The following is a 14,528-nucleotide window of genomic DNA, read 5'->3' as shown; positions in this document are numbered from 1 at the left end:
CTGGGCATGCTCATGCCTCCGGCCCTGTGAGGAAGACGATGCCACAGGAGTCGATCGTGACTTGCGGAGCCTCGACGGCCGCCAAGACTGCTTCCAGGATGCGCGGGTCGTTCGAAGCCTCTGCCCCGGCACGGCGACGCGCCTGCACCACGGCCTCCTCCTGCGCACGCATCGCCTTGGCTCCCGCGGACGCGTCAGATGTGTGTCGCTGCACAATGGGACGGCACACCACCCATCGCAACGCGTCGCGAGCCGCCTGTTCGCACTGATCCGCCCAATTCACCGCCCGGGTCAACTGTTCCAACCGTTCCGGGCGGCTCCCGAGATCATCGCCGGCAGTGGTGTCGAGGCCCCGGCACACCTCGTCTGGGGGCTCGCCCTGTCCGGGCCGCCACCACACTCGCTGGGACAGCGGCGGAAACAGTTGGCCCAGCCGCGCTCTGGCGGCCGCCGCAGCCGCTTGGCCGACTACCCTCAGGTCGTCTATGGGCGTGGGATCGGGTGCGACGACGACGCTAAACATGAATACCGTCACGACGGAACCGGGCTCCCGGCGCGGTTGGTAGATCTCAGTCACGAAGGCTCGCCCTCGATCGTCGTACATCGCCAGGTCCGCGAACCGATCGACAATCGGTTCGCCCCACCGAAGCAAGCCGGCACCGCTTACCGCCCTGGCGCGCCGGTGAGCGTAATGGCGGCGCAGGTTAGCCGGTCCGATCTTGTGGACATCCGACTCCGTGACGCGGGGCGGGCGCCTGGTGCTGACGCCGAAGCGGGTAAGGTGCTTGTCCACATCCTCAGTGAATCCGAGCACCTTGACGGCATAGCCGCGGAATGCGCTCAGGGTAGCGTCTGGGCGATCGCCCTCGACCATGCTTCGGGCCAACTGCCCGTCCTCCGCGCGATCCTCGATCGCGTCGAGCAGGTCCTGTCCCTCGATACGCCTCCGCTGCTTATCGAGATTCTCTCTGCGTCCGGCCATGCGTTCGCTGGCGTCGGGAAGCCCTCGGTCAATGGCGTCAGCGAGAAAGTCACGTTCTACATCTGGAAGCACGTACTGCAGGGTTGCGCTGGACTCGCCGAACAGGCTCAGCCCTTCGTCAATGGCGTTCCGCCATCCTCCCAGGTTCGCGTCGAGCGTCTCGGATTGCTCTCGAAACGTTGTCGAGCGAACGGGCGTCTTGGCTGAGTGGCGTTGTGGAGCCCATCGGTCAAACCGTCCCAAACGCTGTTCGATGCGGGCGATGTTCACGGGCAGGTCAAGGTGCAAGACGTTTTCAATGACCTGCAGGTTGATGCCTTCCTCCCCGCTCCGGTCCATCACGATCACGGCTCGAGACGGCTCGTCGACGAAGTGGCGGGCCGCCTTGCCGCGTTCAGCAGCGCTCATCGTCGACAACAGGCGCACCACGCGGCCAGTACCGAACTGGGCCTCCAGACGCTGCGCGGCGGCTTCAGCCGTCTTAGGGAAAGAGCATGCCACCGCGACACGATGACTCCCGATGTACGGCCACGCCCACTGCACCACGGCCGTTAGCCGGTCATCGTCAGTGGCCAGGTCGAGGATCGCCTCGATCTGGTCGGCGATCGAGATGCCAAGCGCAGTACCGGCGAAGGCAGCCAGCGATGCCGTCTCTGCAGCGTCAAGATCGTGGCCAGTCTCGCCACGCAGGGCCATCGCAAGATCCGCGAGCGCAATTACCGGTGCCGTGGCTCGGCCGAGAACAGTGCGAAAGAACTCTTGGGCGTGGTGCGGCTCCAGAGCGGCCAACTCGACACGCAGATCATCAATCATCCTCAGGACGGCAGGGCGCCTTGGATCCGGATCAGTCACCAACCAATCCCGCCCCACGGTGCGGCCACGTACAGGGAACAGGCGGGCCAACGAGGCAGTCCTGCGCGTCCGGATCATGCGGCGATGGATGCGGTGCGTCTCGGCGAGTTGCGTTCGGACGCGGTGGCAAACCGCTCGGACAGCATCGGTGTCACGGCTTGCGATAAGGCGCTCAAGCACGTCCAACTCCTGCTGCAGCCAATGCTCATGGGGCAGCATCTGCCGCAGCGCCGAACATGGCTCATCGAGGAACATCACCGGGGCATCATCGCTGAGAGCGGCCAGGGCCTGCGCGAGTTCATCGCGGATCTCGACCCGATGCCGGAACTCCCGAATACTGTCGAGTGGGTAGGCAGAGGGGTCGAGTAGGTGAAGCATTCTTAGGAAGCCATCTTCGTTTGACCGCACAGGAGTCGCGGACAGCAGCAGCGCGCTTGACGCTGCGTGGCTAATCTCGCACAGGCGTCGGTAGTCCCTACCACCGTGACCATTCGCGGCAGTAACCTGGTGCGCCTCGTCGATGATTACGATCATCCGCTCCGTCGGGGCGACCGACGGGATGGCAGAGTGAGGAAGCACCCGGACCCGACCTGGAAACTGATCGACGCGAAACTTCGAGAGCAACTCGTCCCGCCACTGGTCGGACAACCCGTCCGGCGCGAGAACGAGCGCCTCACCGGTCTCATTGAGGAGGAGTTGCCGCAACACCATCCCCGCCTCGACCGTTTTGCCCAGGCCGACCTCGTCCGCGAGCAGGTATCGCTTGACAGGGTCGGCAAGGATGCGCCGCGCGGCTCCAACCTGGTGAGCGTGAGTCTCGACGCCCGAGGACCAGATCCCGGCCAACCCCTGAGCGGCGACACGCTGACGGAGAACATCCCTCACGAACGCAGTACGACGGTCATGCACGAACCGACTCTCGACGGTGCCGGCCTTCAAGAGCGCCACCGGGTCATGAACGGGCTGTGACCACCGAACGTACAGCCGATCGGCCGGGATGAACTCGGAGCGGCCGTTGGGAAAATCGACCAGGTATGATTCATCGCTCGAATCACATTCATCGATGAATCCGGCCTGCCATGTTCCGCCGTGGAGGCACCAGACTCGCTGATGCCGCTGCAGCCGCACTAACCGAAGGGCAGCATTGCCCACTGGTATCGCTATCTCCTCCGTCGCAGGCCCGTCGAAAAAGCGAACAACTCCCGATTCTTTGCCGAGCTTCCCGATGCCATACACCGGATGCCGGACGAACACATCGTCACTCTTGGCAACTGCGTCATTCATGGTGCGCTCTCACCTGCTCAACGGGCGGAGCATCCCCTGCCTGAGACACCCCCACCCTTACCCATAGGGGTTCAACCGCGAGGCTCGGGACCTTCAGGTCCGACCACGCCAACCCCGGCCGAGATCCGTGATCCCACGGCCGGCCCGCCGTCACATATGCTGACAGCACCCTCGCGCAGGCGCACAGATCCAACCTCCCCACTGGCGGTCCCCGGACCCTACCCGCACAAGTCCCACCTGCGGGACCCCCGATGTTCCGCCAATCGGCTGGCCTCTGTTGACCTCTTCCCGCCGTCAATTGCCTTCGGGGTCAATATTGCGCCGAGGCAACTACTTGCCGACGATGCACCCCTCGCCTGCTCAGCGGTGGGACGGCGGCTCCTGACCGGTGTCGCGACCTTCACCGCAGCGTCGGCCGTCAAGACGACTCACGCGCGCGAAGCACACTGTCGGAGATGCGACAGTGTGCGAAACGACAGCTCCGCGCACATCGCGCGCAGTCGGGGAGGCAGGTGTCGGGCCGACCGCCTGCTTCAGACAGGCGTCAAACGTCCGTCGCGTAGTACACCCGCTCACTCTCCTCGAACCCATCGAGGAACAGCGCGTACACCGCCGCCATCCGCAGCGCTGCGACCGGCCAGCAGCTCGACGGCCCGCTCCCGATCGCGCCCCGGCACGTCCGCCCGCAGCCAACGAAGACATCGGCCGGTTCGGTGCTTGTCGCCGTCAACCCGAACCGGTCCGAGCGCTCCACAGACCTGCCAGCTGACCAACTGCTCGGCGGAGCACAGGACGTGCAGGCGATCGGGCTGTCGCTCAACCAGTTGTCGCAGGGCTATGCCGATCGCCGGTGGCACGACCTGATCGCGGCCGGCGCGCACGTCCGCCTCATGTTCCTCGGCCCGACGGGCAGGCCGTTCAGGCGCGCGAGGCAAAGGAAGGCTTTCCGGCGGGGCAGCTTTCCGGACTGGTGAAGCTCAACATCGGAAACCCTGGTGCGGATACCCGACAGGCTGCCCGATGGGCTCCAGGGCCGCACGAACCGGCCGTCTACGACGACAGGCTCCGCTTCAACGTGGTCCTGGTCGACGATCTCTGCGTCACCCAGCCGTACCTGGCGGAAAGTCGAGGAGTGGAATCGCCCGCGTTCGTCGTCAGAAGGAGACCGGGCCGGGGTGGGCTGTATCCGGTGTTCGAACAATTCTTCGAGACAGAGCGGCGACCCGGGGCGGCAACTGTGAACGACTACAGACACCTGGTGCCTGTTGCGATCGAAGCGGTTGCGCGGGCGGCCAAGACAATGCGACGTCGGCCACCAGGCGCGCTAACCGTCAAGGGTCATGGACCCGACACCAGTTTCGACAACACCGCAGCGTGAAAGCAGCTACGTTGCCCGAGTAACGAATCTTGGGCGGGGCGTCTACGAGCACCTCATCACCCGCGAACTGGCTGCTCGCCTCCACCACGTCGACCCCACCCTCGTCGAGCACCGCAAGCTCGACCCCGCCGACGCCCCCGACGCCCTCGCCCGTCAGATCGCCACCCTGGCCCACCGCGCCCTGCACGCCGTCCCCAGCGGCGACGACAAACTCCACCGCCAGATCGAACTCGCCAACCGCATCGCCGACGCCATCGCCGCCGAGAGCCCGCAGGCATCGACGGCACACGACCAGATCACCGACGCCAAGCACCTCTTGCACGCCATCGCCGCCCCACCCACCCCGCCCGCGCAACCAGCCTTCCCCCAACGCCCCACCACCCCGCTTTCGACCGGCGCCCTGCTGGTCAACGGCCGCCACCAGCCGCGCATCGGCCACGAGGTCACCCACGAGATGGCCTCGGCCGAGCAGGTCGACCTACTCTGCGCGTTCATCAAGTGGTACGGCCTGCGCATCGTCGAGCCGGCCATCCGCGAGCTGATCGCCCGGGGCGGCAAGCTGCGCGTCATCACCACGACCTACCTCGGCGCAACCGATCAGCGGGCCCTCGACCGGCTCGCCGAACTGGGCGCCGAGATCAAGGTGTCCTACGAGACGAGGACCACCCGGCTGCACGCCAAGGCGTGGCTGTTCCGCCGCAACAACGGCATGAGCACCGCGTACGTCGGATCGTCCAACCTGTCGAAAACCGCGCTGATCGACGGCGTGGAGTGGAACGTGCGCGTATCCAACGTCGAGCAGCCGCACGTCATCGACACGTTCACCGCCACGTTCGAGGACTACTGGAACGACCCGGCATTCGAGGACTACGACGCCACCCGGGACGCCGAGCGGCTGCGCAACGCCCTCAGCGGGGAGCGGCGCGAGGACTCGCCCACGCAGATCGCCAACCTGGACGTGCGGCCGTACCCGTACCAGGCGGAGATCCTCGCCGACCTGGACGCCGAGCGGCAGGTGCACGGCCGGCACCGGAACCTGGTGGTGATGGCGACCGGCACCGGCAAGACAGTCGTCGCGGCGCTGGACTTCCGGCGCCTGCACCGCAAGGGCCAGGTCGACTCGCTGCTCTTCGTCGCCCACCAGGAGCAGATCCTCACCCAGAGCCTGGCGACGTTCCGGCAGGTGATGCTCGACGGCAGCTTCGGCGAGACCCTGGTCGGTGGCAAGACCCCGACCAGGTGGCGGCACGTCTTCGCCTCCATCCAGTCGCTGCACCGGCGGGAGATCGACCCCGAGGCGTACGACATGGTGATCGTCGACGAGTTCCACCACGCGGAGGCACCGACGTACGCCCGGCTGTTGGAGCGGCTTCGGCCGCGCGTACTGCTGGGGCTTACGGCGACCCCCGACCGGGCCGACGGTCGGGATGTGCGGCGGTGGTTCGACGGCCGCGTGGCGGTGGAGCTGCACCTGTGGGAGGCGTTGGAGCGGCAGTTGCTCGCGCCGTTCCAGTATTTCGGGCTGCACGACGACGTGGACCTGTCGCGGCTGCGCTGGAAGCGCGGCCAGGGGTACGACCTCGGCGAGCTTGACGGCCTCTACACCGGCAACGACGCGCGGGCGCGGCTGGTGCTGAAGGCGGTATGCGACACGGTCGACGTGGACCGGATGCGGGCGCTCGGGTTCTGCGTGAGCATCGCCCACGCCCGATTCATGGCGGAGTGGTTCACCCGGCACGGCGTGCCGTCGGCGGCGGTCACCTCCCAGGTCGACCGGCCCGTGCAGCAGGATCTGCTGCGGGAGTTCAAGGCCGGCAAGCTGCGGGTGCTCTTCACCGTGGACCTGTTCAACGAGGGCGTCGACCTGCCGATGGTCGACACGGTCCTGATGCTGCGGCCCACCGAGAGCGCCACGATCTTCCTTCAGCAGCTCGGCCGGGGGCTGCGCCTGGACGACGACAAGCCCTGCCTGACGGTGCTCGACTTCATCGGTGGGCAGCACGTCAGCTTCCGCTTCGACCTGCGCTGGCGCGCCCTGACCGGGGTCAGCCGCAGGGAGATCAGGGACGCCGTCGAACAGGACTTTCCGTCGCTGCCCAGCGGCTGCCACATCCAGCTCGACCCGGTCGCCCGCAAGGTCGTGCTCGACAACCTGCGTACCGTCATGCCGACGTCGAAGAACGGCCTGCTGGCGGAGCTGCGGCACCTCGGGGACGTCAGCCTCGCCGGGTTTCTGCGGGAGACGGACGTGGAAATCGAGGACGTGTACCGGTCGGCGACCGTCGGCGGATGGACCGGGCTGCGCCGGCTCGCCGGGCTGGAGTCATCGACGCCGGGGCCGGACGACCGGGAGTTGGGCCGGGCCATCGGGCGGATGCTGCACCTCGACGACCCGGACCGCCTGGACCTGCTGACCCGGGTGGCGACGGGCCAGCGGCCGGACGCCGGGCGGCTGTGGGACATGCTGCACTTCGACCTGTGGGGGCCGAACGCGCCGCTGGCCTCGCGAAACGAGCGGCTGGCGCGACTCTGGGCGGAACCGGCCCGTTGCACCGAGCTGCGGCAGGTGGCCGAGGTGCTGCGCGAGCGGATCCACCGGGTCACCCCGCAGCCGCTGTCGGCTGAGGTGCCGCTGCGGGTGCACGCCCGCTACAGCCGCAACGAGGCGTGCGCCGCCTTCGGCATGCCGAACCCGGGTTCGCTGCGCGAGGGCGTGAAGTGGCTGCCCGATGCCCAGGCGGACCTCTTCTTCGTCACCCTGGTCAAGTCGGAGGCGCACTACTCCCCCACCACCATGTACGCCGACCGGGCCATCACCGACAGCCTGTTCCAGTGGGAGTCGCAGAGCACCACGTCATCGGCCTCGGCGACCGGGCAGCGCTACATCCACCACGCCTCGCGCGGCTCGACGGTGCACCTGTTCGTACGGGAAACCCGGGTCGCGGACCGGGACTTGGGCGCACCGGCCTACCTCTACGCCGGCCCGATGACCTATCAGGAGCACACCGGCGACCGGCCGGTGCGGATCATCTGGCGACTGGCGCACGCCCTCCCCGCCGACGTGTACGCCACCGCCCGGACGATCGCCGCATGAGCACCCGACAGGAGGTGTTGGACCGGCTGACCTCCCTGCGGCTGCACCAGCAGCGTGGCCGGCGCGCACCGCACAAGCCACTGTTGGTGTTGCTGGCGCTCGGCCAGCTCGCCCGGGACGGCTCCAGCGAGCTGCCGTGGTCTCAGTCGCAGGAGCGCCTCAGCGACCTGATCGCCGAGTTCGGTCCGGCGTCGAAGACGGGGCGGGCGCAGAGCGCCGCGTACCCGTTCACCCGGCTCCGCAGCGACGGCGTGTGGACGCTGAACCGTGAGGTACCGATGGGCGGGTCGGTCGACCTATGACCTGCACGGCAGGATGTTGCAGCCCCGCCCCGGGACGCAGGTTCCCGCTATCGAGCACATCTCCTGGCATCGCCGTGAGGTGTTCAAGGGCGAGTCCCTGGCCGCCTAGGAACGGCGAACCGATTCGTGCAAGGAACGCTCAGGCGGCGTCGGCGTCCGGAGCGAATCTGACGTCGAGTCTCATGCTGAGCGCCCGTGCGAGACGCTCCAGGACCGGAAGGGTCGGCACGGTGCCGCCCGCCTCGAACCGGGCAACGGCGGACTGCGTCATACCGGCAGACCTCGCCAACTGGCTCTGGCTCCAGCCGTTTCGCTCCCGCAGATGCCGCACTTCCTGACCGAGCTCGAAGGCGATGCGCGTCGCCTCGTACGCCTCGGCGGCTCCGGGCTCCGCCATCCGGCGGTCACGCAGGTCGTTCCAGTCGACGCGATCACTCATCGCTCCGCCCCCTCGTTCACCGTGTGCCGCTCCGCCACGCATCGCTCGAACGCCCGGCGGGCTCGTTCCACCTCCCGGTCCTCCCGCATACGCGTCTTGCGAAACACGGTCAGCAGGATGATCCGTCGATCGGAGGCTATCCAGTACGTCACCCGGACCGCATCGCGCTCCAGGTAGAAACGCAGCTCTCGCAGCTTTCCGTCGAGCTGCCGGGAGTGCGGCTCGCCGAGCAGAACTCCCTTACTCGCAAGGAGGTCGATATAGAACGCCGCTCGCGCGAAGTCAGCGCTGGTCAGTCCCTCCAGCCAGTCTCGGATCTCTGGTTCCAGCTCCACGCTACCCCAGGCCATAGCATTGATGCTATGACACCGTGATAATTCCCCTGGGCATTGCGCCACGCATGTCGTTACGAACTGCTTGTCAGGACGCGTGTGCCGAGGCGTCCACCACCCGGTTGCTGGCGATGGCCAGCTCCTCGTCGGTGAAGAGCGGCCGGAAGCGTGGCCGGATCACCACCGCCTCGGCCGTCAGGTCCACCCGCCCCCGCTCCCACAGCGCCGTGAACCCGTCGGAGACCAGCGGGTGGTGCAGGAGCTGGCGGGCCGTGGCGAGGCCGCCCTTCTCCGTCACCATCCGCAGCAGCAGGTGTGCGTGGTAGTTCGCCTCGTCGCGGGCCCGCTCGTACGTACGCACCATCGCCTCGTGGAACGCGGCTTCGAGCGCCCGCCGGTCGGCCGAGACCTCGACCGGCTCGTCCGCCGGCTCGTCCTTCTCGTCGTACGCCCGCACCATCGCCTGGTGCAGCGTCTCCTCCAGCTCCCGCCGGGCGGGCGTCCCCTCCCCCGCCGGTGCGGGCCGTGACTCGCCCGGACCGCGCGGCTCGGGCGCGGGCCGGACCGGCGGCGCGGCCTGGCGCGCGTCGCGGCTCTCGCCGCCCGACAGCCGCAGGAGCCGGGTGACGCTGCGGAAGCGTACGGCGGCGGGGCTGGTGGCCGGGAAGTACTGGACGAGGCCCGCGTGCCGGCCGTGGCTGTCCTCGATCGGCGTGTCGCGCTTCATCGACGCCGCGGCGACCACTGCCTTCGCCTCGTGCGGGCGCACCCAGCAGACCAGTCGCGCCCCGTTCGGGTGTGCCCGCTCGACGCGGACGTTCGCCCGGTACTTACGTGCCTCGGCGGAGGCGCTGTCGTAGTAGCGGGCCCAGCCGAGCACCTTGCCCTCGTGCCGCACCGGCACGTCGCGGCAGTGCTGGTGGCTGTCCAGGGCGGCCACCGCCTCGTACGGGCGCAGCCAGGCCACGTTCCGGTAGCCGGCGGGCACGGGCACCGTGCCGTCCTCCGGGGTCCCCGCCGACTCGGCGGCCGGTGGTGCGGCCGCGGCCGGTGTGGGCCGCACAGGCGGCAGAACGTCGTCGACCGGCTCGGCGGGCACCGGGGCCGGCGCGACGAAAGGCGTCGCGCGGGCTGCCTCCGTGCTGACCGGCGCCGCCTCGACGACCTCCGCGTCGATGACCGGCGCCGCCTCGGATAGCTCCGCGTCGATGACCGGCGCCGTCGTTGGGGACGCGGTCTCGATGCCCAGCTCGGCGATGCGCTCCCACAGCGGCTCCAGCGCCGCCTCCGGGTCCCGGCTGAAGACGCTGCCCCGGATGCGGACGAAGACGCAGTTGCCGACCCGCTCCAGCACCGCCTGCCGGCGCATGTCGCTCTCCCACTGGTCCGGCCCGTGGTAGGCGTCGCCGTCGCACTCGATGGCGAGCCGCCGCCCGTCCGGGGCGGGCAGGACGAAGTCGATCCGGTACCCGCCGATGCGGAACTGCGGCAGCGGCCGGTATCCCCGGCCCAGGACGCGCCGGAGCACCGCGCGTTCGAAGTCGCTGTCGCAGCGCTTCTCCAGGTCGTCGTACGCCTCCTCGGCGGCGGTGACGTTCTGGCAGTAGGTGAGCAGCAGCCCCCGGGCGTCGTCGGGGCGCAGGTCGGCGGGCTGCACGGAGTGGAAGACCCAGAGCTGGTCGCGGGCGCGGGAGGCGGCGACGTTGACCCGCCGGTGATGGTCGCGCTTGGTGAAGGCGGAGACGATGCCGTTGTGCGGGGAGACGACCGTGGAGACGAGCACGATGTCGCGTTCGTCGCCCTGGAAGGTGTACGAGTCGCCGACGCGCAGCCGACGCCGTTCCATCTCCTCCTCGCCCACCACCTCGCGCAATCGGGTGAGCAGGTAGACGGCCTGCCCGCTGGTGCTGAGCAGGCTCACCACGCCGATGGTGCGCCCCTCGTACGCGGCGTCGGCGACGATCGCGGCGACCCGCGCGACGAGCGCCTCGGCCTCGGCGACGTTGACGTTGCCGTACGCGGGGAGGTCCTGGCGGATGCCCTCGGGGACGTGCACGGCGATGACGGAGTCGCCGATGCCGGCGGGCCGGTCGGTGCGCAGCGGCTCGATCTCGCCGCCGTAGTACGTCTGGCTGGAGAAGCCGATGATCGCTGGTACGGAGCGGAAGTGCTCGGTCAGCAGGATGCGCTCGGGCGAGCGGCGTACGGCGTGGTCGTAGAGGCTGCTCTCCGGGTCGAAGTGCTCGGCGGAGGGCACGTCTCCCAGGTGCGATTTGATCAGGCCGGTGACCGTGCCGACGAACGACAGCTGCGGGCCGATCTGCTGGTCGTCGCCGACGACGACGGCCCGTTCGGCGAGGCTGAGGATCGGCAGGGAGAACATGTCCGCCTGCGACGCCTCGTCGACGATCACGACGTCGAAGTGGGCGCCGCCCGCGAACTGCTCGATGGCGCGGTCGACGGACATGACCCAGACGGGCACGGCGTCGACGGCGGCGTTCATCGCCCGCTGGGCGTGCGCCTGCCACTGGGCGGCGTTCTTGCCCGTACCCTTGCCGATCTTGCGCAGGGCGGTGGTCCAGTCGGCGAGCGCGGCGCGGCGCCGGTCGTCGAGCGCCTTGGAGACCTCCAGCCAGGACGAGGCGACGACGAGTTCCTGGGTCAGCCGGCGGATCCGCTCCCGCGTCTGCTCGATCCGGCGGCCGAGCGCGTCGGGGTCGACGCTGCCGACGACGGCGTCGAACCAGGTCTGCGCGCGGCGCCACTGCCAGCGGTGCGCGCAGTCGGCCCCGGTGCCGCCGAGCGCGGCGGCGGTGCCGTCCTCGAACTGGGCGGTCCAGCCGGGCGCGACCGGCCGCAGTCGCTCGGTGAGCTGCGCGAAGCGTCGCGCGTCGGGGCGCAGCGCGGCGAGCCGGCGTACCTCCGCCAGGATGCCGTCCCAGCCTTCGAGGTCGGCGCGCTGGCGGCTCTGGTCGAGCAGCCGCCACAGCTCGCTGGCGTCCGTGCGCGACATGCCCTCCTGCAGCACCGTGCCGAGGGTCCGCTCGTCGGCGACGAGCCGGTCGTGGTCGAACACGGTCGCGCACCGGGTGACCAGCTCGGTGAGGGCGGTCAGCCGGCGTACGTCGACCGCCTGCTCGGCCCGGGGGACCAGGCGGCGGACGGTGGCGTGCAGGGTGGGCCAGCGGCTGCGGTCCCAGTCGAGTGCGGTGGCGGCGTCGGTGAGCAGCCGGCCGGCCCACAGGTCGGGCTGGTCGCCGAGGTCGGCGGGGAGGTCGAGCAGTTGCCGCCACTCGGTCCACCGGGTGTTCAGCTCCTGGCGCAGCCGCAGCCGGGTGACGTACGCGACGACGACGTCGACGTCCTCGGTGGTGCGCAGGGGCTCGCCGTCGATGCGGCACTCGGCGGCGAGCCGGGCCAGGGTGCCCTGGAAGAGCCGGTTGACGCCCTTGCCGGTCGCGAACCGCTGCCGCAGCTCGCCGAGCTGGGCGAGGAGGCGGCGCGGCTCGGCGAGCTGCGCCTCGGGGACGCTCACCTGGTTGCCGGCCAGCGTCCGGGCCGCCGCGGTCAGCTCGGTGAGCGCGCGCTGGCAGGCCGCGACGTGGTCCTGCCACATGGTCTGCCAGTTCGGGTCGGCCTGCAGCAGGGTGGCCAGCCGGTCGGTCCACGCGCCCTCGCGGCCGGCGAGCAGGGTCAGCGCCTGACGCAGCTGGCCGACGAGGTCGTCGAGCGCCGGCCGGCCGAACGCCCGTACCTCCGGCAGGACGACCCCGGCGGCGGCGAGCCGGTCGAGTTCCTCGCGGGCGGCGGCGAGCTCGCGCCGCCCGTCCAGGACGGCGGCCGCCGCGGGCAGCTCGGCCGCCGTGGGCAGGTGCCGCAGCGCCTGGGTGCGGTCCTGCCGGACGGTACGCCGGGCGACGTCGAGCAGCTCGGTGAACTCGTCCGCGCCCAGCGGCGCGGGCGCGTCCGGCGCCACGGCGTCAGGGATGTCACCGTAGCGGTCGGCCCGTTCGCGCAGCCAGTTCCCGACGTCGCTCGGCGACAGCCGGATGCCGTCGATCTCGTAGTGCGCGGACTCGTTCTCGGCCATGGTCCGCAGGCCGCCGAGGGCCTGGCCGAGGTCCCGCTCGGCCTCCTCGAGCTGGCGGCGCAGCCGGTCGACGCGCTGCTGCTCGCCCCGCTTGTCGAGGGTCGCCCCACGGTCGGAGAGTTCGCGGGCGGCCAGTTGCAGCTGCACGAGCTGGTCGGTGGAGCGGCCGAGCACCGCCAGGCACAGCGACTGGATCTCCCGGGGCAGGCCGTCGCGCAGGACCCGCAGCGGGTCCTCCTTCTGCGCCACGACGAGCACCCGCTTGCCGTGCGCCATGAGGTGGCAGATCAGGTTGCGGATGGTGTGGGTCTTGCCTGTGCCGGGCGGCCCCTGGACGGCGACGTTGCGGTGCTGGGCGAGCCGGCGCGCGATGGATTCCTGCGCCTCGTTGGTCGGCAGCGGCATGAGCAGCCGCTCCCCCAGCGGCGTCCACCGGGCCGGCTGGTCCTGCGGCATCTCCAGCCGGCTCGGCTCGTGGGCCAGGATCGCGGCCAGCGAGCCGATGCTCGCGGTGTCACCGGCGAGCAGCCGGGCGCGCAGCTCCTCGAGGAAGCGGCGCAGCATCCGCTGCCGGGGCCGGACGAAGAGCACGCCCGTGTCGTGGACGTGCGGGCCGCTCGGGGCCGGCGCGCCGCTGTGCCGTACGACGGGGTCGTGTCCGAGCCGGCGCAGCGCCCGCTCGAGGAACTCGACCCGGTCGTCCTCGTGCCAGACGTCGAGGTCGAGCTGACCGCCGGAGCCGGCCAGCGCGAGCAGCTGACCGAGGTAGCGCTCGTCGAGGCCCGTCAGCGGGTCGGTCTGGAGCCGGGGCGCGCCCTGCGGCACCACCGTGACCATCGACCGGTCGGCGTCGAACTCGATGGCGACCGGCGTCACCACCAGCGGGTACTGCACCCGGTGCCCGGCGACGTCGGTGCGGATGACGCCGTGGCCCCACACCAGCTCGTGGGTGGCGGCGGCCATGTCGACGCGGTGCTTCAGGTCGAACAGGCTGCGGTGCAGTTGCCGCGTCGCCTCCGTACGCCGGGTCTGGTCGGCCCAGGGGCGCCACTCCCGCTCCCGCCACTGCGCGAACCGCTCCCGGAGCCTCTCGATCGTCTCCTCGTCGCCGGCGAGCCGGGGTTCGGCCTCGTACGACGGCCCACCTGCCAGGTACGGCGCGAACTCCGCGGGCGTCCTGATCGGTCTCGTGGCGGCGGGCAGGCCGACCCGCAGCCAGCTTGCGCCGTCGGCCGAGACGCCCACCTCGCAGTCGGCGTGCGCGGGGAGGTCGTGCTGCCAGAAGGCGTCGTCGGTGGGCACCGTCCGGGCCGGCTTCTCCATCTGCGCCCGCACGGCCATCAGGTACTCGACCAGCGAGGTGGCCCGGTCCCGGATCAGTGCGGGCGATTCCGTGGAGGACGTGGAGCGGGAAAGCATGTGGCACCTTTGGTTCTGGTGGATGGACCTGCCACGGCGAGGCCGAACCGACCTGTCGTCAGGAGATCGGCCGGCGGGCTCGTCGCACGAGCAGTCGCTCCCGTCCGCGCTGACGCACAGCGCCCACCTCCCCACCGGCGGGTCCCCGGACCCTACCCGCAAGAGTCCCACCAGCGGGACCCCCGAGGTTCCACCGATCGGCCGGCGTCGGCTCACCTGTTCCCGCCGTCAATCATCTGCCGAGTCGATATTGCCCATGTGCGAGCCAGTTGCCCCCATTACCCCGTTCCCCTGCTCAGCGGGGGCGGCCGATCCACCTGCGACACGACGACAACCCCATCGCAGCGTCCGTTCCT

Annotated in this window: 5 protein-coding genes and 2 pseudogenes; 3 read left to right on the top strand and 4 right to left on the bottom strand. The window is 70.0% G+C overall.

The annotated features are described in order from the left end of the window. Nucleotides 1–10: 10 nt before the first annotated feature. Nucleotides 11–3,118, bottom strand: coding sequence for a protein DpdE (gene dpdE, locus V6U77_RS13850; RefSeq protein WP_334606708.1), 3,108 nt, complete (start codon nt 3,116–3,118; stop codon nt 11–13). Nucleotides 3,119–3,831: 713 nt separating this feature from the next. On the opposite strand from dpdE, the pseudogene V6U77_RS13840 reads away from it, so the two are divergent. The 3 genes and pseudogenes from V6U77_RS13840 to V6U77_RS13830 all read left to right on the top strand — a co-directional run. Continuing rightward, nucleotides 3,832–4,496: pseudogene (locus tag V6U77_RS13840) on the top strand (DUF5919 domain-containing protein). Then, nucleotides 4,459–7,590, top strand: coding sequence for a DUF3427 domain-containing protein (locus V6U77_RS13835; protein ID WP_334606706.1), 3,132 nt, complete (start codon nt 4,459–4,461; stop codon nt 7,588–7,590). Before V6U77_RS13840 ends, V6U77_RS13835 begins: the two are co-directional and overlap by 38 nt. After that, nucleotides 7,587–7,871, top strand: a pseudogene (locus V6U77_RS13830) (phosphorothioated DNA-binding restriction endonuclease); the annotation flags it as partial. The gene V6U77_RS13835 and the pseudogene V6U77_RS13830, both read left to right, overlap by 4 nt. A 160-nt stretch (nt 7,872–8,031) precedes the next feature. On the opposite strand, the gene V6U77_RS13825 reads toward V6U77_RS13830, so the two are convergent. From V6U77_RS13825 to V6U77_RS13815, 3 genes are all read right to left on the bottom strand, one after another. Further along, nucleotides 8,032–8,331, bottom strand: coding sequence for a helix-turn-helix domain-containing protein (locus V6U77_RS13825; RefSeq protein ID WP_334606704.1), 300 nt, complete (start codon nt 8,329–8,331; stop codon nt 8,032–8,034). Then, nucleotides 8,328–8,681 (bottom strand): type II toxin-antitoxin system RelE/ParE family toxin, encoded by a 354-nt coding sequence (locus V6U77_RS13820; protein WP_334606703.1) that lies wholly within the window; start codon nt 8,679–8,681, stop codon nt 8,328–8,330. The genes V6U77_RS13825 and V6U77_RS13820 overlap by 4 nt, the downstream gene beginning before the upstream one ends. A gap of 70 nt (nt 8,682–8,751) precedes the next feature. After that, nucleotides 8,752–14,172, bottom strand: a complete 5,421-nt coding sequence (locus tag V6U77_RS13815; RefSeq protein ID WP_334606702.1) for an AAA domain-containing protein — start codon at nt 14,170–14,172, stop codon at nt 8,752–8,754. Between the last annotated feature and the right edge of the window lie 356 nt (nt 14,173–14,528).

Origin of the sequence: Micromonospora sp. CPCC 205546 (genome assembly GCF_036902715.1) — a bacterium.
Classification (GTDB): Bacteria; Actinomycetota; Actinomycetes; order Mycobacteriales; family Micromonosporaceae; genus Micromonospora.
This window is presented reverse-complemented; position numbering and strand designations above follow the sequence as displayed.